This is a genomic window from Kribbella steppae, assembly GCF_004342025.1.
Taxonomy (GTDB): Bacteria; Actinomycetota; Actinomycetes; order Propionibacteriales; family Kribbellaceae; genus Kribbella; species Kribbella steppae.
This window is the reverse complement of record NZ_SLWN01000010.1, coordinates 109,349-128,370: the sequence shown is the minus strand read 5'-3', so window position 1 is coordinate 128,370 and position 19,022 is coordinate 109,349. Positions and strand designations below refer to the sequence as shown.

The following is a 19,022-nucleotide window of genomic DNA, read 5'->3' as shown; positions in this document are numbered from 1 at the left end:
CTTCGGCTCCCTAGCCCAGCGGGGATTCGTAGATTTGGAGTTCGGTGCCGGTTTGGTCTTCGCCGTCGTCGGGGGCGGTGTAGAGGCGGAGCTTGGACTCTGTGGTTTCCAGGGCTACCGGGTTGCGGGTGGCGTTGTGGCCGGTGGGGCTGAAGTAGGGGAAGGGGATTTCGTGGAGGATGCGGTTGGTTTTGAGGTCCAGGAGGGCTAGGCCGCCCAGGTCGTAGGTGCCTCCGGTGGCGGTGGGGAGGCCGGTGACTCCGCCGCAGAGTTGTTTGCCGCGGGAGACGTAGTCGCAGTCCTGGTAGTCGAGGAGGTGGCTTTCGTTGGGCGTGGACTGCAGTTGGCGGCCGGTGGTTGTCCACTTGTAGAGGGTGCGGGAGCCCCAGCTGACGCCGTGGACCTGGCCGGTGGTGCGGTCGCGGACGACTCCGCCGACGTGGTCCGTCACCCGGAAGCGCTCGGTGACGCGGTAGGTCTTCGGGTCGACGGTGTAGACGATCGCGCGCGAGTTCGGCCGGTACTCCGCGACCGGGATCCACACGTTCCGGCCGTCGTAGTCGATGCCGCCCGGGTGGTACGCCGTACCTTCGTCGATCCGGATGTCCTTCAGCAGCTTGCCCTGCCGGTCCAGCACGAACAGGTGCCCGACACCCTTGCCCGGACTGCGGTCGTACCCGTCCACCGGCTGCGGATACTTCACCGGCGCCTCGATCACCTCCACGCTGGACAGGAAGATGAGATCACCCACCAGCGCAAAACCCTGCGGGTGGTACGTCGGGAAGCGCAGGGGAATCCGCGCCACCTGAGTCCACGCCGTACTCCGCGTGGTCGCCTCGAACGCCCGGGCGACCCCGGAGTCCTTCGGGGACGCGTCGGCGGTGGTGAGGCCGGTCAGCAGTACACCAGCGAGGACGGTCGGGATGAGGAACCTTGCGCGCATCAGCGTCTCCTTGGGCGTGGAAGTGATGGTGCAGTCTGTGGCGGCCGGATGACAGCCAGGCCGACACCAGGTGATCAGACTCGGTTGACCGAGGGAAGCGTTGGATGGCGAACTCGCTGCGCTCGTTCACGTGTCAGACTGCCTCTATGGACACTGGGGTGAGTGTTGTCGGGTCGGGACAGGTCAGCGCGCCGGCGGACGTACTGCGGATGGCACTGAGCGTCGGCCACGACGCTGCCGATGTGGCGACTGCAGTTGCTCAGGTGGCGGACCGGACTGACGCGGTACTGGCGGCGCTCCGGCAGCAGGGCGTCGAGGCCGCCGACATCGCGACCAGCTCGGTCAACGTGCACCCGCAATACAAGGAGATGGGGTCGCCGGGCGGCTACCACGCCGCACACACGCTGACGGTCAGAACGAAGGATCTGACCGGGTTCGGCCGGCTGCTGAACGCCGCTGTGGATGCCGCAGGCAACAGTCTCGGCCTGGACTTCCTCCAGTTCGACATCGAGGAGAAGACCCCGCTGCTCACCCAGGCGCGTGAGCTCGCCTTCCGTCAGGCTCGCACCAAGGCCCAGGAGCTCGCCGGACTGGCCGGCTACTCGCTCGGCTCGGTCACCTCGATCTCCGAGAGCTACAGCCACGCCCCCTTCCAGGAGCAGTCGCAAATGTTGGGAAAGGGTTTCGACGCGCCCCTCAACATCTCTCCCGGCGCCCAGACCATCGAACTCTCACTCGAAGTGCATTTCTCCTGGGCCTGATGGCCCGCATACCGGTCTAGACTCCCTGCAACATTCCTGGGGAGGGATCTCATGTCGTTGCAACGACCCTTTGTCTCCGCCGTACTCACGGCGGGCCTCGCACTGACCCTGGTCGCCTGCGGCGGCGACTCCACACCCGAGAGCGCCTCGTCGCCGAGCGGCACACCGTCGGCGACGCCTACGCCGACGCCGACCGCGAGCAGCAGTACGCCGTCCGTCGTCCCGACAACTCCGCCCGCGCCGGCGCCGCGGACCAAGGCGACGCTGACGAAGGCGCTGCTGGCGTTGGGGGATCTGCCGGCCGGGTTCGCGGTCGATCCGGAGACCGGAGGCGATGACGGGACCGAGTTGTCGGCCACGGGTTCGAAGTGCGCCAAGCTGGTCCAGCTGTTCAACGCCGAAGCGACACCCGGGTCGAAGCTCGGGGTGCACCGAGGATTCTCCGGCGGTCAGAACGGTCCGTTCGTCGGCGAGACCCTCGAGGCGATGCCGTCGGCCGCGGCGACCACTGCCTATCTCGCCACGGTCAAGGCCGCGGTGAAGGCCTGCCCGAAGGCCAAGCTGACCATCGAAGGCGCCGGTAGCTCGACAGTCACGGTCACTGAGGTGGCCGCACCCAAGGCCGGCACCACTCCGGTGGCGGTCCGGTTCGCCGCGGCGAGCGGCCCGCTGGAGGGTCTCGAGGTGGTCTTCGCCTTTACCGGGCTCGGCGACGTACTGCTGACCATGGACTTCGACAGGTCGGACATCGAGGAGCCGGTGGTTGATGCGGTGGCCAAGGCGAGCAAGGTGCTCGGTACCTCCACCGGCACCTGACGCCCGCCTGGGGTTGCGCTGCTGGCGCCGTCGTAGAGACTTCTCTCATGTATGCGCCGGGGCCGTTGAAGCGGCAACTCAGCCGGTCCGGGCTCTTGCTGCTCGGACCGGCCTTCGTTGCGGCCGTCGCGTATGTGGATCCGGGCAACTTCGCGACCAACATCGCGGCCGGGGCGACGTACGGCTATCTGCTCTGCTGGGTGGTGGTCGGGGCGAACCTGATGGCCGTCCTGGTGCAGTATCTGGCCGCCAAGGCGAGTATCGCGACCGGGCAGACCCTCCCCCAGTTGTGCCGCGACCACTTCAAGCGATCCACGTCGACCGCCCTCTGGGGGCAGGCCGAGCTGGTGGCGATCGCGACCGACCTGGCCGAGGTGGTCGGCGGTGCGATCGCGCTGAATCTGCTGTTCGACATCCCGCTGCTGCTCGGCGGTGTGATCACCGGCGCGGTGTCGTTCGGCTTGCTGATCTATCAGTCGAAGCGTGGGCAGCGGCCGTTCGAGGCGGTGATCATCGGGCTGCTCGCCGTCGTACTGGTCGGGTTCGTGGTGTCCACGGTGCAGTCAGAGCCGTCCGCGGCCGGTGTGGTCGGCGGAATGGTGCCGCGGCTGGATGGGACCGAGTCGCTGGTGCTGGCGGCCGGCATGCTCGGCGCGACCGTGATGCCGCACGCGATCTGGTTGCACGGCGCACTCGTCACCGACCGGCACTGGAAGACCCTGGGCTCGCCCGCAGGCAAGACGCGCGTACTGCGAGCCACCCGGGCGGATGTGGCCGTCGCGATGGCGCTGGCCGGTGCGGTGAACCTCTCGATGGTGGTCGTCGCCGCGGCCGCCCTGGACGGTACCGGAGCCGATTCACTCGACGCCGCCTACAGTGCAATCAGCGTCCGGCTCGGTGAGGTGCCGGCGCTGTTGTTCGCGCTCGCCCTGCTGGCCAGCGGGTTCGCGTCGTCATCGGTCGGCACGTACGCCGGTTCGGTGATCCTGGAGGGATTCTGGCGACGCCACGTCCCGCTCGCGGTCCGGCGGCTGGTCACGCTGCTGCCCGCGCTCCTGATCCTTGCGATCGGCATCGACCCCAGCCGGGCCCTGGTGGTCTCGCAGGTGGTGCTGAGCTTCGGCATCCCGTGTGCGCTCTGGCCGCTGGTCAAATTGACCGCGTCCCGGCGCGTCATGGGTGACTTTGTCAACCGGTGGACGACTACTCTCACCGCATGCCTGGTAGCGACTGCCATCTCGGTGCTCAACGTCGTCCTGATCGTGCTGACGTTCAGAGGATGACGCCGGTATGACTGCTGTCTATGCGGTGAGTGACATCCACGGTCACCCGGAGAAGCTCGAGGCCTCGCTCCAGGCGGCCGGGCTGACCGATGCCGACGGCAACTGGTCCGGGAAGGACGCCCGGCTGTGGTTCCTCGGCGACTTCTTCGACCGCGGTCCGGACGGGATCGGCGTACTGCGGTTCGTCCGCAAGCTGATCGGGCAGGCGCCGGCCGGGGACATCCGGGTGCTGCTCGGCAACCACGAGATCCTCGCGCTCGGGATGCACAAGTTCGGCGACACGTTCGTCCCGCACGACGGGATCACCACCCGCAGCTTCGAACGGTCCTGGGTACTGAACGGCGGCCAGGACCGCGACCAGGAGCTGCTCACCGACGACGAGGTCGCCTGGCTGCTCGACCAGCCGATGCTCGGGCTGGACGCGGGTCACCTGCTGATGCACTCCGACACCGCGGAGTACGTCGAGTGGGGTGACACGATCGACCAGATCAACGCCGCGGCAAGCGCCGAGCTGCACAGTGACGACATCGTGGTCTGGTGGGAGATCTGGCGGCGGATGACGTCGCGGTACGCCTTCCGCGGCCCGAGCGGAGGCCAGGTGGCCTCCATCATGATGGAACACCTCGGCGGCCACCGCATCGTGCACGGCCACAGCATCGTCGCCGACCAGCTCGGCATCGACCCGGCGTACCTCACCGAGCCCCTCCTGTACGCCGACGGCCTGGTCCTCGGCATCGACGGCGGCGCCTTCGACGGCGGCCCCTGCCTCGTGGTCGAACTCGAACAGCTCTAGCGGGAATGCCACCGCCCCCTCCCGGGTTGTTGAAATGTTGACGGTGAACCACGCCCCTTGGGAGACGTTGATGGCGGAGAAGAAGAGTCCTGGTCCGGACCACCCGATCACGGTGGGGAAGAACCCGGATCGGGTGGTGGTGAAGGCCGGTGATCAGGTGATCGCGGACACCCGGGACGCGTTGTCGCTGCAGGAGGCGAGCTACCCCGCCGTCCAGTACATCCCGCGCGAAGACGTCGACCTGACGCTGCTCGAGCGCACCGACCACCAGACCTACTGCCCGTACAAGGGCGACGCGTCGTACTACAGCGTCCTGCCCGCCGGCGCGGCCGGGGTGAACGCGGTGTGGACCTACGAGCAGCCGTACGACGCGGTCGCCGACATCCGCGAGTACCTGGCCTTCTACCCCGACAGGATGTCGATCGAGATCATCGCCGACTAAAACCAGCTACTCGAGGAGATGGGCACGTAGGACCGGCGCGAGGATCTCCGGCGGTACGACGTGATCCTGGTCGGCCAGTTCGGACAGTGACGCGGCCGGCAGTTCCTTCACGATCCGGTGCGCCGCGTCGACCATGAACGGCGGCGACGCGGTCCCGGCCACGACGAGGGTCGACTGCGTGATCCGGCCGAGCAACTCGAACGGCACCCGCCCACCGGGTGAGGCGTGGTCCATCACGGCGAAGTCGTACGCGAGGGTCGGCGCGAGGTCCGTCAGACCGGGCGCGGCCGCGGTCTCCAGCGCGGCCTCCTTCGGCATCCCCGCGAGCATCAGGAACAGCTCGATGGCCTCGCGACGCCGGTCGGCGGCGAGCAACTCGATCACCTGTGCGCCCTCGTCCTCTGTGTCGACATCCTCCGGCCCATACGGCGGCTCGTGCAGCACCACCTGTGTGAACGGCAGCCCCGCGCCCGCAGCCACGGCGGCGAGCGCGGCGCCCGACGAGTGGCCGTAGATAGCCGCCGTACCGCCGAGAGCGGTGAGCAGCGCGCCGATGTCATCCACCTCGCGCTGGACGGCGTACGGCGTACTGTCGCCGCTGTCACCGCGGCCGCGGCGGTCGTAGGTCACCACGTCGAAGTCCTTGGCCAGTTCGTCGGCCAGTGGGCGCAGCGCACCTCGATCGCACAGCGCGCCGGCGACCAGAATCAGCCGTGGGCCGCTGCCCTGGCGCTCGTACGCGATCGTCGTACCGTCCGCGGATGTCACCTTCTGCATGTCCGTCCTCCTCGTGTCGTCGCTGACGAGGGAACGTCGGAGCCGGTGCGCCAACTTCGACATAATCCCTGGCGCCCGTCCCGCCGGGGGTGATTCACTGCGTCGCGATGATCACCAGAGTCGACAATTACCTTCATGCGGTCCCGCTGTCCGGCTCGGTCGCCGAGCAGGTCGGGCCGTTCACGCTCTTCCGCAGTACGACGGTCTGGCCGTACTACGCCCGCCCGGTTCCGGGTTCCGGTCGAACCATCGAGCCTTCGGACGTCGAGGCAGTGCGATCCCGGTGCGAGGAGCTCGGCATCCCGCTGAGCTTCGAATGGGTCGTCGAGACCTGCCCGTCGCTGGGCCCAGCAGCCGCCGCGGCCGGGCTGACCGTGGTCGAACACCCGCTGCTCGTGCTCGAGCGCGACGATTTCCGCCCGGCGACCGCGGATGCGCGCTGCGAGATCCTGCCTGCGGAGGAGGCTCTCCTGCGACAAGGCCGGGCCGTCGCAGGACTCGCCTTCGGTGACGCCGGTACGGCGGTCGGAGCGGCCGGACCCGCGGAACGCGACGCGAAGGCGGCCGAGATACCGGACGACATGATCAAGGGATTGCTGGGCCGGGCTCGGGACGGCGTGACCGTATCGGCGGCCGCGTTCACCGACGACGGCCTGGTCTCCAGCGGGCAACACCAGCCGGTCGGCTCGACCACCGAGATCGTCGGAGTCGCGACCCTGCCCGCCATGCGTCGCAGGGGTCTGGCCGCAGCCGTCACGTCCACCTTGGTCGAGCACGCCTTCGCCAACGGCGTCGACCTCGTCCTCCTCTCGGCGGAGAGCGACGCGGTCGCCGCCGTCTACGAACGCGTGGGCTTCCACCGCATCGGATTCGCCGGCGCCGCCGAGTAAACCGGGAACGGTTAGTGGTGGATGGGGTTGGGGCCGTACCGTTGTAGGGATGAGCACAACCGAGCGGAACCGCCCACGTACCCTCGCTGAGGCGTTACGTGCCTGGGACGACGCTGCGCTCGGTCTGTTGCTGCAGCGGCGTCCGGATCTGGCGATGCCGATCCCGGCGGACACCAGTCAGCTGGCGGCTCGGGCGACGACGAATGCGTCGGCGGCGCGGGCGATCAACCGGCTCGACGAGTTCGGGGTCGATCTGTTGGAGTCGCTGTCGGCCCTGCCGGAGCCGGTGGATCTGGCGGCTTTGGCGGCTGGAGTGGCTCAACCTGCTGAGGTTGTGCGACCGCGAGTCGCCGAGTTGCTCGATCTGGCGTTGGTGTGGGGTACCGAGGACGACCTCCGGCCCATCCGCGCGGTGCACGAACTACTCGGTCCGACACCGGCCGGTCTGGGTCCGGTCACCACCAGGCACTTCGGTGATCTGGACAAGCTGATCGACGAGGCCGGTCCGGACGCCCGTGAGGTGCTGGACAAGCTGACCTGGGGTCCGCCGACCGGTTCGGTGGAGAAGGCCGAGCGTCCGGTGACGATCGCGTCGGCCCGTACGCCGGTCGAGCGGTTGCTCGCACGCGGTCTCGTCGTACCGAAGGATGCCAACACTGTCGTGCTGCCGCGGCAGATCGGGCTGCACCTGCGCGGTGGACGAGTGCTCGCGTCTACACGACCCGCGCCACCTCCGCTGGACGGCAAGAAGGTGTCGGCAGCGATCGCGGACCGTGCAGCAGCGGGTGCGGCGCTCGACCTCGTGCGGCAGGTTGACCGTGCTCTGGAGCAGCTCGGCACCGAGCCACCTCCAGTACTGCGCACGGGCGGCATCGGCGTCCGTGAACTGCGCAACCTGGCCGGCAAGATCGGCGCGGAGGAGCACACAGCTGCCGCCGTGCTGGAGATCGCGTATGCCGCCGGACTCGTTGCAGCCGTGGAGGTAGGCACCAACGAGTTCTGGCTGCCGACGAGCGCGTACGACGACTGGCTGGAGCTGGACCTCGCACATCGATGGGCGCAGCTCGTCATGGCCTGGTTCACCGGGCTCAGAGCGATCGGACTGATCGGCAGACGTGACAGCGGCGGTGCGACGGCCGCAGCTCGCGAGCGACTCATCAACGCGCTGGCACCCGACCTGGAACGCCTGCTGGCCCCAGAGGTCCGTGTGCTCGCTCTACAAGCCTTGGCCGAAGCAGGAACCAGTACGGCGCCTGCCACCGAGTCAGTGGTCACCTGGGTCGCCTGGCACCGGCCGCGACGTGGTGGGCAGTTCCGCGACGACCTGGTCGAGTGGACTGTCACAGAGGCTGCACTACTCGGCCTGACTGGCCTGGGTGTTCTGGCGCAGCACGGGCGACCGCTGCTGGAGGCAGAGCCCACATCTGACGACCTGGCCGAGGCGATCCGCCCGCTGGTCCCGGAGCCGGTGTCGGAGGTGCTCCTCCAGGCCGACCTCACCGCAGTCGCCCCTGGCCCACTGGTCCGCACAGTGCAGGACGAGTTGTCTGCCATGGCCGACGTGGAGTCGCACGGCGGTGCAGCGGTCTACAGGTTCAGCGAGAGCTCGGTACGTCGTGCCTTCGACCTTGGCCGGACCGCGGACCAACTGCACAAGTGGCTGGCCGAGCACTCACGGACACCGGTCCCCCAGCCGCTCACGTATCTCATCGACGACGTTGCCCGGCGTCACGGCGTACTACGGCTAGGTACGGCGTCGACGTACCTGCGCTGTGATGACGAGGACGTGCTCACCCACCTGCTCAACTCGAACCTGCCGGGCATCCGGTTCCGTCGGCTGGCTCCGACCGTGGTGGTGTCGCCGTCGCCGCCGGACATGGTGCTGAGCCGGCTGCGTGAGGCAGGTCTTGCACCGCTCGCGGAGACGTTCGACGGGGTTGTGCACGTGACGAGCACGGGGACACGTCGTGGTGACGCTCCACGTCGTCGTAGCAGCCGGGACTTCGCCGACAGCGCGCTGGATCTCACCGACGACCAGGTGAAGGCCGTGATCGAGAAGGTCCGGGCCGGCGACCGCGTCGCCGCCGAACGCCCGGCCGACCAGGGTCTGGTCGAGTCCACCGCCCCGGCGGAGACAATCGGCGTACTGGCCAACGCAGCCGAGGCGCACACCCGCACCTGGATCTCGTACGTCGACCACAATGGCACCGCCTCCGAACGCATCGTCGAGCCCGTCCGAGTAGCCGACGGCTGGCTCACCGCGTACGACGAGGGAGCCGACCAACCCAGGACCTATGCCCTGCACCGGATCTCCACTGCCAGGCCGGTCAGTTGACCGCTGAGGCACAATGGAAGGTCGGACATCGGTGAATGGGAGATGCAGTGACAGACGGTCCTCTGATCGTGCAGTCGGACAAGACGCTTCTGCTCGAGACTGCACATCCGGACGCAACTGACTGCCGGAAGGCGATTGCCCCCTTCGCCGAGCTGGAGCGAGCCCCGGAGCACGTGCACACCTACCGGCTGACACCACTCGGGCTGTGGAACGCACGGGCGGCCGGCCACGACGCCGAGCAAGTGATTGATGTTCTGCTGCGCTACAGCCGCTACCCCGTCCCCCACTCGCTCCTGGTCGACATCGCGGAGACCCTGGACCGCTACGGACGGCTGCGGCTCGAGAAGCACCCGCAGCACGGTCTGGTGCTGATCACCACCGACCGGCCGGTGCTGGAGGAGGTACTGCGCAGCGCCAAGGTCAAGCCGATGCTCGGTGCGCGGATCGATGACGACAGCGTGCTGGTGCACCCGTCAGAGCGCGGTCACCTCAAGCAGACCCTGCTGAAGCTCGGCTGGCCGGCTGAGGACCTGGCTGGGTACGTCGACGGCGAGACGCACCAGATCGAGCTCGTCCGGGACGGCTGGGACATGCGCCCGTACCAGCAGCAAGCAGTGGACTCGTTCTGGCATGGCGGCTCTGGTGTCGTCGTACTGCCGTGTGGTGCCGGGAAGACGATCGTCGGCGCAGCCGCGATGGCCCAGGCGTCGGCGACCACGCTGATCCTGGTCACGAACACGGTGTCCGCTCGGCAGTGGAAAGACGAGCTGCTGAAGCGCACGAGCCTGACCGAGGACGAGATCGGCGAGTACTCCGGTGCCCGCAAGGAGATCCGCCCGGTGACCATCGCGACGTACCAGGTGATGACCACGCGCCGGAAGGGCGTGTACTCGCACCTGGAGCTGTTCGACGCGCGCGACTGGGGCCTGATCGTGTACGACGAGGTGCATCTGCTGCCGGCGCCGATCTTCCGGATGACCGCCGACCTGCAGACCCGGCGGCGGATCGGCCTGACCGCGACCCTGGTCCGGGAGGACGGACGCGAGGGTGACGTGTTCTCGCTGATCGGCCCGAAGCGGTACGACGCGCCGTGGAAGGACATCGAGGCGCAGGGCTGGATCGCACCGGCCGACTGCATCGAGGTGCGGGTCGACCTGGAGCAGACCGAGCGGTTCGTGTATGCGACCGCGGAACCGGAGGACCGCTACCGGCTGGCCGCATCGACCCCGGCGAAGTCGAGGCTGGTACGGCAGATCGCCGAGCACCACGCGGGTGAGCCGCTGCTCGTGATCGGTCAGTACATCGACCAGCTGGACGAGCTCGGCGAACGGCTGGAGTGCCCGGTGATCAAGGGCGAGACGACGGTCCGCGAACGCCAGCGGCTGTTCGAGGCGTTCCGCAAGGGCGAGGTCAACCGCCTGGTGGTCAGCAAGGTCGCCAACTTCTCCATCGACCTGCCCGAGGCGTCCGTCGCCATCCAGGTCTCCGGCACCTTCGGCTCCCGCCAGGAAGAGGCTCAGCGCCTGGGCCGCGTCCTCCGCCCCAAGGGCGACGGACGGACCGCGAGGTTCTACTCCATCGTCGCCCGCGACACAGTCGACGCCGAATTCGCCGCCCACCGCCAGCGCTTCCTGGCCGAACAAGGCTATGCGTACACGATCGTGGACGCCGAAAACCTCTTCGCCTGATGTGCAGCTCGACAGGAGGTGTCGAGGTCGACCCGTCGTCGACACGCTCGGCGGCGGAAACCTGGCTGACCATGGCGAGTACACCTCCTGTCAGTTTGGACGCAATCAGTCGGTGAGACGCTGAGCCAGGGCGGCACGGACGGTGGCGACCACCCACGCCGGGTCGCCGATGATCTGTTCATAGGTGAGCCGGAGCACCAGCCAACCCGCCGCCACCAGTTCGTCGTACCGCCGGCAGTCGGCGGCGAAGTCCCGGCGGGAGCCGTGGAACTCGAAGCCGTCCGCCTCCAACGCCAGCCGTGCCCGGCGATGACCCAGGTCGACCCGGGCCCGGAACCGGCCGTTGGAAACCAGGACCTGTGGTTCGAAGCCGTCGATGCCCTCGGTGATCAGGAGAGCCCGGAGCATCGACTCGAGGAAGCTGCCGGAGTCCCCGATCGCGGCTGCGGCCACTCGGCGACCGTTCGGGCAGCCCGGACCCCGCATCGCCACGGTGGCGGCAAGCAGCTCGTCCTGGTTGATCCGTCCGGAGGCGACGGCCGCGTCCGCCACGGCGAGTGCCTCCGAGAACGGGAGGAGCCGGGAACAGTCGAGGACGGTCCGCAGTAGTGACGTGATCCGATCCCGGCGCTCGTCGGGACAAGTGTCGGCCCAATGCAGCACAGCCGGGGGTCCCGGACGTGGCCGGCGCTTGGGCGGAACGGTGACATGTGGCTTCTCCGGTGTGACCAGGAGCGGCTATCCACAACGGGCAGCTCGACAGGAGGTGTCCACGTCTGAGCCGGAGGTCAACGCTCACCCGCTCGGCCATCACCCAGTAGTGGAGGTATACGTCCTGTCGGACTGCACGGTGTCAGTCGTCGAGGCGGCTGTGGATGCCGTGGAAGTGCTTCTTCATCGAGTGGGCGAAGGCGTCCGAGTCGCCGGTTTGCAGGGTGTTCAGGAGGTCGCGGTGCCAGGTGGCAGCGTCCGCGGGTGAGTAGCGGGCGCCTGGCAGGCGTACGTCGACCTGCGCGAACGTGCGCCAGAAGACGCTGAGCAGGTCGATCACCAACGCGTTGCCCAGCGGCTCGTACAGCGCCTGGTGGAAGGCCCAGTCCTCGTCCGGGAAGTACTCACCGGACTCGGCCTTGGCTTCCATCCGCTCGACGATCGGCTCCAACGAGTCGTACCCGTGGGAGGTGAAGTGGGCGACCACGTCGTCGGCCAGGCCGACCTCGATGGCCTGGCGGACCTCGAGGACGTTCTGGACGTCGCGGAGGTCGCCGGCCATCGACTGCGACATCCGGAAGGCGAGCCCATCCTCCAGCGACTGCAGTGATACCTCGCCGACGTACGTGCCGTAGCCGTGCCGGATCTCGATGATGCCGACCGCCTGCAGCGCCTTCATCGCCTCGCGCAACGGGTGCCGTCCGACCCCGAGCTGAGCCATCAGCTCCTGCTCGTTGGGCAGCGGGTCACCCGCCTTCAGCCCGCGCTCCAGGATGTACGACTTCATCTGGTCGCGGATGAAGGACTGATTCCCCGCCGCACCCCGTGCCCGGCTGAGCCCACCCGTTGTCACTGCCGGCCTCCTCGTCCAGGTCGTGTCTGGTGATCCCGCGCCGTAGCGAGCAGGTGCTCGGTGCGGTGCATCGGCGTGCTGGAGCGAAGGTCTCGAAGCGGAGCATCGTGGCCTTTGCGCCAGTGCGGCGAGGTGCCGTGCCGAGTGCCGCGCAGTAGGCGTGGGATCACCAGACACGACCTAAGACCGCTCAGTGTAATCCGGCGCGGTCCAGCAAGGGGCGGACGGCGGCGATCTCGGCCTCGTCGAGCGGAATCGACGGGTACGCCGTCACCGGGCACGCGATCACACCGAGCAGGTACAGCCCGGCCTTGAACGCACCCAACGCGGCCGAACTCGCCCCCATCCGGTTCCGATCCGCCACGTCGATGATCTCGAACAGCCGGATCAGCCGGTCCTGCTCGGCCCGCGCCGCACCCAGGTCCCCGGCGGCCACCGCGTCGTACAACCGCACGTACCCGGCCGGATCCACGTTCCCCAACCCTGGTACGACGCCGTCGACGCCGAAGGCCAGCGAGGAATCGACCGTCACCTCGGACCCAGTCATGATCGCGAACCCGGACAGCCCGGCGTCCCGCCGATCCAGCACCAACCGACGCAGACTCGCCTCCTGCCCGCTGGAGTCCTTCACCCCCGCGATGACACGGCGCTGACCCAGCTCGATCATCAGCGATGCCGGCAGCTTCACACCGGCCCGCGGCGGGATGTCGTACGCGTACAGCGGCGTGTCTCCGGCCAGCGAGGCCAGCCGCACGAAGTGCCTCTCGATCTCGGCCGGATGCGTGGCGGCGTAGAACGGCGCGGTCGCGACCAGACCGTCCACGCCGGCCTTCAACGCGGCCGACAGATGCGCACCGGACCGGGCGGTCGACGTGTCGATGACACCGGCCAGCACCGGCACCTGACCTGCCACCTCCGCCACGGTGGTCTCCAGCACGACCTGCCGCTGTTCGTCGGTCAGGAACGTGCCTTCACCGGAGGTGCCGAGCACGAACACCCCGTCCACACCGCCGGTCAACTGATGATCGATCAACCGGGCCAGCGATGCGGTGTCGACGTCGAGCTCGGGCGTGAGCGGGGTGACGAGCGGCGGTACGACGCCGGTCAACCGGGCTGCGTCCTGGGCGGGGTCGTGGGCGGGGTCGGTCAAGGGGTCTCCCAACGTCATAAGGCGGAATCGAAGAAGGCGAAGCGCAGGGTTGCGAACGACGAGGTCTCACCGGCCTCGTAGAAGATCCCAACCCGGCCGTCGGCCAGCAGCACCAGATCGGAGTAGCCGGCCATGCCCGGGTGCACGACCAGACCGGGCCGCCACGACTGCCCGGAGTCCGCACTGACGAAGACGGTCAGCTCCCGGCGGCTCGACGGGTTGACCGGCGTCGACAACAGCAGCCGGCCGTCAGGCAGCGCGAGCACACTCCCCTGGATGCCCGGCGCGGTGATCTCCGGAATCCCGGTGTACGGCGCGTCGAGCGTCGTACCGCCGTCCGAAGACCAAGCGTGCACACGCGCCGGCCCGGTCCCCTGGTGGTTGCGGGCATTGAAGTACAACCGCCCGTCCGGCAGCTCGGCGACAGCCGTCTCGTTCGCGTTGATCTCCGGACCGTCGTTGCGATCGACGAAGCCGACCGACCACGTGACACCACCGTCGTCGCTCACGATGCAGTGGCCGCCGTTCAACCGGATCAGATCGTCGACAGGTGCATCCGGCACGAAGGAGTGATTCGCCGGTACGACGAGACGACCGGTCGTCAGCGCGATGCCGTGGCACGGCCCGGTCGCGTACCAACCCCAGTCGGCCGGCTTGACCTGCGCGGTGATCTCCTCGGTCGGGCTCCAGGTCGCGCCGTCATCTGCCGAGCGCTGGACGAACACCCGGCGACCGGACTCTGGATCGGTCCCGCGGGCCAGCGACATCTCCACCGCGTGAGCGCCGTTCTGCACCGTGACCAGCACGATGTCGCCACTCGCTGGGTCGATCATCGGCACCGGATTGCCGCACGTCTTGCCGGGAACCGCGGACACGACCTGCAGCGGCAGCCAGGTCCGTCCGCCGTCGAGTGAGCGGCGCAGCACGACCTCGATCTCGCCCGCGTCGCCAGATCCGTGCAGCCGTCCCTCGCAGAAGGCGAGCACCAGCTCGCCCCGCGCCAGGACGGACGGGATCCGGAACGTGTGATAGCCGCTGCCGGCCGGATCGAACACAGCTCCGGCGATTTCCACCGCGCCGACTCTTGAAGACATAGGACGTACTATGTCATGGTGTGGCCCTCCGATGGAAGTGAGGACTCATGCCAGTCAGCAGAAGAACATTCCTCGGCGGTGGTCTGGCCGCCGCCGCTGTCGCGGTCACCGGTACGCCGCTGCTGGCGGGGTGTGCTTCGGACAAGAAGAACTCGGCCGCCGCCAACCTGGCCGTGAAACTACCGACCTATACCAAGTACGGCGACATCAAGCCCGACCTGCCCGGCACGGACGTCGTCCTGGACGGCTTCCTGAAGTACCCGGCGAATCCGACCCGGGCGATCACCGAGGTGCCGGGTGACGGCAAGCCGATCACGTTCATGACGAACATCCCCGGTGCGATCCCGCCGGCGGTGGACAAGAACCAGTTCTGGCAGGCCGTGAACGAGCGGCTCGGTTCCGAGCTGCAGATCAGCATGGCGTCGAACGACGAGTACAAGGACAAGTTCGCCACCCGGATCGCCGGCGGCGACCTGCCCGACATCCTGAACATCCCGGTCGACACCGTGCAGATCCCCGGTCTGGTGAAGGCCAAGTGCATGGACCTGACCGAGCAGCTGTCCGGCGACGCGGTCAAGAAGTACCCGTTCCTGGCGAACATCCCGACCGAGTACTGGAAGGGCTGCGTCTTCAACGGCGCGATCTACGGCGTACCGGTGCCACGCGGGATGTCCCGGACGTCCCTGCCGCTCTACCGCGCGGACCTGCTCGCCGCGAAGGGCATCAAGGACCCTGCGCCGAAGAACTTCCAGGAGTTCTTCGACCTGGCCAAGGAGATGACCGCGGCCAAGCAGAACAAGTGGGCCTGGACCCGGGTGCCGCTGTCGACGATCCGGCAGATGCTCGCGATCCCGAACGTCTGGAAGGAAGAGGGCGGCAAGTTCACCTCGATGTACGAGCACGAGGCACAGCTCGAGGCACTCGAGGCGGGCCGCAAGATGGTCGCGGCCGGCGTGATCAACCCGGACGCGTTCAACGACAAGGCCAGCGCCCGCAAGCAGTGGTTCAACGGCGGGATCGCCGCCTTCGACTACGACAGCTTCGTCGCCTGGAACCAGTACTACTCCGACAACACCGCCGGTGACGCGTTCGCGGTGAACATGCTCGACGTCCCCGGTTTCGACAGCGGTGAGGGCGCGCCCTGGATGGGCTCGGCGCTGAACAACATCACCTCGTTCAGCAAGGACAGCAAGCACTCGGCCGACACGCTGCTGAAGATCGCCAACTGGATGGCCGCGCCGTTCGGCACCGAGGAGTACCTGTTCCGCAAGTACGGCGTCGCAGGCCGCCACTACGCGTTGCAGGGCACCGACCCGGTGCCGACCAAGACCGGTGTGGTCGAGACCGGTATCGGCCTGCAGTACATCAGCGACTCCGCGCTGGCGCTCTACTGGGCGGGCAAGCCCGACGTACCGCAGAAGCAGCACGCCATCCAGCAGAAGGTGGCCGACCGGCTCGTGTACGACGCGTCGTACGGGCTCTACTCCGACACGCAGTCGAAGAAGCAGACGCAGCTGGCCAAGACGATGACCGACCTGGAAGGCCAGATCGTGCAGGGCAAGAAGCCGGTGTCGGACTGGACGGCGGCGGTCCAGACCTGGAAGTCCTCGGGCGGCGACACGATGCGCTCCGAGCTCGAGAAGGCCTTCACCGACGCGGCAGGGAAGTAGATGCTCCAGCGATCCAAAACGCGACCGCAGCAGCAGCTGAGCCTGGGGCAACGGCTGCTCCGGGACAGGGTGCTGCTGCTGTTCGCACTGCCCGGGACCGCGCTGATCATCGCGTTCCACTACGTGCCGCTGCTGGGGAACGTGATCGCGTTCAAGGACTACCAGCCGTTCCTCGGCATCAGTGGCAGCGACTGGTCCGGCTGGGCGAACTTCGGGGTGATCTTCAACGGCGACCCGGCCTTCCTGCGGGCGCTGAAGAACACCCTGATCCTGACCAGCCTGCAGTCGATCTTCGTGTTCCCGGCGCCGATCCTGCTCGCCCTGCTGCTGAACTCGCTGTTCTCGGAGCGGATCAAACGGATCGCGCAGAGCATCCTCTACCTGCCGCACTTCATGTCCTGGGTGATCGTGGTCGCACTGTTCCAGCAGATGCTCGGCGGCAGCGGGTTGCTGAACAACTACCTGCGGTCGCACGACCTGGCCACGATCAACATCATCGGGAACTCCGAACTGTTCCACGTGCTGCTGACGTCGCAGATCATCTGGAAGGACACCGGCTGGGCGACGATCCTGTTCCTGGCGGCGCTGTCCCAGATCGACTCACAGCTCTACGAGGCGGCCAGTGTCGACGGCGCGAGCCGGATGCGGCAGCTGTGGCACGTCACGCTGCCGGGGCTGCGCGGGATCATCATCCTGCTGTTCATCCTGCGGCTCGGCGACTCGCTCACCGTCGGCTTCGAGCAGATCATCCTGCAGCAACAAGCGGTCGGCCGGGACATCAGCGAAGTACTGGACACCTACGTCTACAACAACGGCGTGATCGGTGGCGCCTGGGGCGTGGCCGCCGCGGTCGGCCTGGTGAAGGGTCTCGTCGGCGTCGCGCTGGTGCTGGCGGCGAACAAGGTGGCGCACATCTTCGGCGAGCAGGGGGTGTACCAGCGATGAGTCCCAAGACCGTTCAACGCCGAATCGTCAACGGCGTACCGATGCCGTCCTGGCCGATGCGGGCCTTCAAGGGTCTCGTCCTGCTGGTGTTCTGCGCGGTGGTGATCATCCCGTTCGTCGGGGTGATCTCGACCAGTGTGGCGCCGAACAAGCAGATCAACGAGTCCGGCGGGCTGGTCCTGTTCCCGGAGTCGGTCAACTTCGCCGCCTACCAGTCGCTGTTCGCCGGCGGCGTGGTGACCCAGGCGCTGTTCGTGAGCGTGTTCGTGACGGTGGTCGGTACGGCGCTCAGCCTCACCGTGTCCTGCCTGCTCGCCTACGCGCTGTCCCGGCCGTCGTTCACGGCCGGGCGGCCGATCCTGCTGGTGATCCTGTTCAGCATGTTGTTCTCCCCCGGCATCATCCCGACGTACCTGGTGGTGAAGGGTGTCGGGCTGCTGGACAGCATCTGGGCGCTGATCGTGCCGACGATGGTCAGCGCGTTCAACGTGATCGTGTTGCGTGCGTTCTTCATGAACCTGCCGAACGAGATCACCGAGAGCGCCCGGATCGACGGTGCGGGTGAGCTGAAGACCTTCAGCTACATCGTTCTGCCGCTGTCCAAGGCGGTGCTGTCGGTGATCGGGCTGTTCTACGCGGTCGCGTACTGGAACGCGTTCTTCAGCGCCTTGCTGTACCTGAACGACAGCAAGCTGTGGCCGTTGCAGCTGGTGTTGCGCACGTATGTCATCAACGACACCCAACTGGGCAGTGCCGAGCTCGGCACCGAACTGCTCCCGCCACAGGCGTCGATCCAGATGGCGATCCTGGTCGTCTCGATCGTGCCGATCCTGATCATCTACCCGTTCCTGCAGCGGCACTTCGCCAAGGGCGTGCTGACCGGCGCCGTGAAGGGCTGATCGACCGTCCAGAAGCTGGTCGTCGCGACCGTCAAGGGATGGTCGCGACGGCGTGACGGACGCGTCACGAACGGTCGCTCCGGGGTTGCCCAGGGCAACGCCAGGGTTCCTCCTGGGCCAATCCTGGGGGAAGGCCAGGTACCGTCGAAAAGATGGGGACACAGGCGCTGGAGCGGGTGGGGATCGGTGGGGACGGCGAGGGGCGGGACACGAGGTCCGGGCCTGTCGTCTGGCGGGTCATACGAGAAGCGGTTCTGCTGGCCACTTTGTTTCTCGTCTACAGTCTCGGCCGGCAGGTCGCCGCGAAGCACACGGGCTCCGCGTTCGACCACGCCCACGAGATCCTCGCCCTGCAGAACTGGCTGCACCTGCCGAACGAAGCCTCGATCCAGCAGGCGGCGCTGAAGATTCCTCAGCTGGTCGAGGGGGCGAACCTCTACTACGCCAGCGTCCACGCACCACTGACCGCCGCGGTCCTGCTCTGGCTGAGCATCTGGCGGCCGAGGGCCTACACGCATGTCCGCTGGACGATCGTGTCGGTCACCGCGCTGGCACTGGTCGGGCACATCGTGTTCCCGCTCGCGCCGCCGCGGATGATGGCCGGCTTCGTCGACACCGGCCTGCAGTTCGGCCAGTCGGTCTACGGCGTGGAGCGCTCCGGCGGGGTGGCGAACCAGTTCGCCGCGATGCCCAGCCTGCACGTCGGCTGGGCCGCGCTGATCGCGCTGTCGATGATCCTGATCACCCGGTCGAAGTGGCGCTGGCTGTGGCTGGCCCACCCGATCATCACCTTCGGGGTGGTCGTGGTGACGGCCAACCACTACTGGCTGGACGGGATCGTGGCATTGCTCCTGCTCGCGGCCAGCCTGCCGCTGCTGCTCCGCCCGGGCCTGCACGAGGACCGGCTGCGGGCGCGTAATTCGGTTTCCCTCCGCCAAGTGCTCAAGTAACGTGGCCGGGCTTCCCACACCC

General features: G+C 67.7%; 18 protein-coding genes. 12 read left to right on the top strand and 6 right to left on the bottom strand.

Annotation, left to right across the window (positions count from 1 at the left end; translation table 11 throughout):
- Positions 1 to 10: 10 nt before the first annotated feature.
- On the bottom strand, positions 11 to 943 hold the full coding sequence (locus tag EV652_RS28070; protein WP_132212260.1) for a DUF6454 family protein: 933 nt from the start codon (positions 941 to 943) through the stop codon (positions 11 to 13).
- 146 nt (positions 944 to 1,089) lie between these two features.
- On the opposite strand from EV652_RS28070, the gene EV652_RS28065 reads away from it, so the two are divergent.
- From EV652_RS28065 to EV652_RS28040, 5 genes are all read left to right on the top strand, one after another.
- Complete coding sequence (locus EV652_RS28065) at positions 1,090 to 1,704, top strand: SIMPL domain-containing protein (protein ID WP_132212259.1); 615 nt, start codon at positions 1,090 to 1,092, stop codon at positions 1,702 to 1,704.
- A gap of 51 nt (positions 1,705 to 1,755) precedes the next feature.
- Positions 1,756 to 2,520, top strand: coding sequence for a hypothetical protein (locus EV652_RS44165; RefSeq protein ID WP_158441258.1), 765 nt, complete (start codon positions 1,756 to 1,758; stop codon positions 2,518 to 2,520).
- Between the two features lie 47 nt (positions 2,521 to 2,567).
- The gene (locus EV652_RS28050) at positions 2,568 to 3,803 is read left to right on the top strand and encodes an Nramp family divalent metal transporter (protein WP_132212256.1); all 1,236 of its coding nucleotides are present in this window, start codon (positions 2,568 to 2,570) and stop codon (positions 3,801 to 3,803) included.
- A gap of 7 nt (positions 3,804 to 3,810) precedes the next feature.
- On the top strand, positions 3,811 to 4,596 hold the full coding sequence (locus tag EV652_RS28045) for a metallophosphoesterase (protein ID WP_132212255.1): 786 nt from the start codon (positions 3,811 to 3,813) through the stop codon (positions 4,594 to 4,596).
- A gap of 70 nt (positions 4,597 to 4,666) precedes the next feature.
- Complete coding sequence (locus EV652_RS28040) at positions 4,667 to 5,038, top strand: DUF427 domain-containing protein (protein WP_132212254.1); 372 nt, start codon at positions 4,667 to 4,669, stop codon at positions 5,036 to 5,038.
- A 6-nt stretch (positions 5,039 to 5,044) separates the two neighbouring features.
- On the opposite strand, the gene EV652_RS28035 is transcribed toward EV652_RS28040, so the two are convergent.
- Positions 5,045 to 5,815: an alpha/beta fold hydrolase gene (locus EV652_RS28035; RefSeq protein ID WP_132212253.1), complete on the bottom strand. Its 771-nt coding sequence runs from the start codon at positions 5,813 to 5,815 to the stop codon at positions 5,045 to 5,047.
- Positions 5,816 to 5,922: 107 nt separating this feature from the next.
- On the opposite strand from EV652_RS28035, the gene EV652_RS28030 reads away from it, so the two are divergent.
- The 3 genes from EV652_RS28030 to EV652_RS28020 are packed head-to-tail and all read left to right on the top strand — an operon-like array spanning position 5,923 to position 10,728.
- Positions 5,923 to 6,705 carry a GNAT family N-acetyltransferase gene (locus tag EV652_RS28030; protein WP_132212252.1) on the top strand — a complete coding sequence of 261 codons (783 nt, stop codon included), beginning with the start codon at positions 5,923 to 5,925 and terminating at the stop codon, positions 6,703 to 6,705.
- Between the two features lie 49 nt (positions 6,706 to 6,754).
- On the top strand, positions 6,755 to 9,040 hold the full coding sequence (locus tag EV652_RS28025) for a helicase C-terminal domain-containing protein (protein ID WP_132212251.1): 2,286 nt from the start codon (positions 6,755 to 6,757) through the stop codon (positions 9,038 to 9,040).
- A 35-nt stretch (positions 9,041 to 9,075) separates the two neighbouring features.
- On the top strand, positions 9,076 to 10,728 hold the full coding sequence (locus EV652_RS28020; protein ID WP_369410047.1) for a DNA repair helicase XPB: 1,653 nt from the start codon (positions 9,076 to 9,078) through the stop codon (positions 10,726 to 10,728).
- Between the two features lie 105 nt (positions 10,729 to 10,833).
- On the opposite strand, the gene EV652_RS28015 is transcribed toward EV652_RS28020, so the two are convergent.
- The 4 genes from EV652_RS28015 to EV652_RS28000 all read right to left on the bottom strand — a co-directional run bounded on the left by EV652_RS28015 (position 10,834) and on the right by EV652_RS28000 (position 14,536).
- On the bottom strand, positions 10,834 to 11,391 hold the full coding sequence (locus tag EV652_RS28015; RefSeq protein ID WP_242002057.1) for an endonuclease domain-containing protein: 558 nt from the start codon (positions 11,389 to 11,391) through the stop codon (positions 10,834 to 10,836).
- Positions 11,392 to 11,581: 190 nt separating this feature from the next.
- A complete protein-coding gene (locus EV652_RS28010) occupies positions 11,582 to 12,292 on the bottom strand; it encodes a FadR/GntR family transcriptional regulator (protein WP_132212248.1) in 711 nt (236 codons plus the stop codon).
- A 190-nt stretch (positions 12,293 to 12,482) separates the two neighbouring features.
- A complete protein-coding gene (locus EV652_RS28005; protein WP_242002056.1) occupies positions 12,483 to 13,442 on the bottom strand; it encodes a dihydrodipicolinate synthase family protein in 960 nt (319 codons plus the stop codon).
- A gap of 14 nt (positions 13,443 to 13,456) precedes the next feature.
- On the bottom strand, positions 13,457 to 14,536 hold the full coding sequence (locus EV652_RS28000; protein ID WP_132212246.1) for a sialidase family protein: 1,080 nt from the start codon (positions 14,534 to 14,536) through the stop codon (positions 13,457 to 13,459).
- 47 nt (positions 14,537 to 14,583) lie between these two features.
- Here EV652_RS28000 and EV652_RS27995 point away from each other — a divergent pair, with 47 nt between their 5' ends.
- The 4 genes from EV652_RS27995 to EV652_RS27980 all read left to right on the top strand — a co-directional run bounded on the left by EV652_RS27995 (position 14,584) and on the right by EV652_RS27980 (position 19,000).
- A complete protein-coding gene (locus EV652_RS27995; RefSeq protein ID WP_132212245.1) occupies positions 14,584 to 16,206 on the top strand; it encodes a type 2 periplasmic-binding domain-containing protein in 1,623 nt (540 codons plus the stop codon).
- Positions 16,207 to 17,151: an ABC transporter permease gene (locus tag EV652_RS27990; protein WP_132212244.1), complete on the top strand. Its 945-nt coding sequence runs from the start codon at positions 16,207 to 16,209 to the stop codon at positions 17,149 to 17,151.
- Positions 17,148 to 18,050 carry a carbohydrate ABC transporter permease gene (locus tag EV652_RS27985; protein WP_132212243.1) on the top strand — a complete coding sequence of 301 codons (903 nt, stop codon included), beginning with the start codon at positions 17,148 to 17,150 and terminating at the stop codon, positions 18,048 to 18,050. Before EV652_RS27990 ends, EV652_RS27985 begins: the two co-directional genes overlap by 4 nt.
- Positions 18,051 to 18,202: 152 nt before the next feature.
- Positions 18,203 to 19,000: a phosphatase PAP2 family protein gene (locus tag EV652_RS27980; RefSeq protein WP_132212242.1), complete on the top strand. Its 798-nt coding sequence runs from the start codon at positions 18,203 to 18,205 to the stop codon at positions 18,998 to 19,000.
- Positions 19,001 to 19,022: the final 22 nt, after the last annotated feature.

Excerpts from the sequence above, each read along its gene's own strand:
- EV652_RS28070 (WP_132212260.1), bottom strand. The coding sequence starts at position 943 with ATGCGCGCAAGGTTCCTCATCCCGACCGTCCTCGCTGGTGTACTGCTG.
- EV652_RS28065 (WP_132212259.1), top strand. The coding sequence starts at position 1,090 with ATGGACACTGGGGTGAGTGTTGTCGGGTCGGGACAGGTCAGCGCGCCG.
- EV652_RS44165 (WP_158441258.1), top strand. The coding sequence starts at position 1,756 with ATGTCGTTGCAACGACCCTTTGTCTCCGCCGTACTCACGGCGGGCCTC.
- EV652_RS28050 (WP_132212256.1), top strand. The coding sequence starts at position 2,568 with ATGTATGCGCCGGGGCCGTTGAAGCGGCAACTCAGCCGGTCCGGGCTC.
- EV652_RS28045 (WP_132212255.1), top strand. The coding sequence starts at position 3,811 with ATGACTGCTGTCTATGCGGTGAGTGACATCCACGGTCACCCGGAGAAG.
- EV652_RS28040 (WP_132212254.1), top strand. The coding sequence starts at position 4,667 with ATGGCGGAGAAGAAGAGTCCTGGTCCGGACCACCCGATCACGGTGGGG.
- EV652_RS28035 (WP_132212253.1), bottom strand. The coding sequence starts at position 5,815 with ATGCAGAAGGTGACATCCGCGGACGGTACGACGATCGCGTACGAGCGC.
- EV652_RS28030 (WP_132212252.1), top strand. The coding sequence starts at position 5,923 with ATGATCACCAGAGTCGACAATTACCTTCATGCGGTCCCGCTGTCCGGC.
- EV652_RS28025 (WP_132212251.1), top strand. The coding sequence starts at position 6,755 with ATGAGCACAACCGAGCGGAACCGCCCACGTACCCTCGCTGAGGCGTTA.
- EV652_RS28020 (WP_369410047.1), top strand. The coding sequence starts at position 9,076 with ATGGGAGATGCAGTGACAGACGGTCCTCTGATCGTGCAGTCGGACAAG.
- EV652_RS28000 (WP_132212246.1), bottom strand. The coding sequence starts at position 14,536 with ATGTCTTCAAGAGTCGGCGCGGTGGAAATCGCCGGAGCTGTGTTCGAT.
- EV652_RS27995 (WP_132212245.1), top strand. The coding sequence starts at position 14,584 with ATGCCAGTCAGCAGAAGAACATTCCTCGGCGGTGGTCTGGCCGCCGCC.
- EV652_RS27990 (WP_132212244.1), top strand. The coding sequence starts at position 16,207 with ATGCTCCAGCGATCCAAAACGCGACCGCAGCAGCAGCTGAGCCTGGGG.
- EV652_RS27985 (WP_132212243.1), top strand. The coding sequence starts at position 17,148 with ATGAGTCCCAAGACCGTTCAACGCCGAATCGTCAACGGCGTACCGATG.
- EV652_RS27980 (WP_132212242.1), top strand. The coding sequence starts at position 18,203 with ATGGGGACACAGGCGCTGGAGCGGGTGGGGATCGGTGGGGACGGCGAG.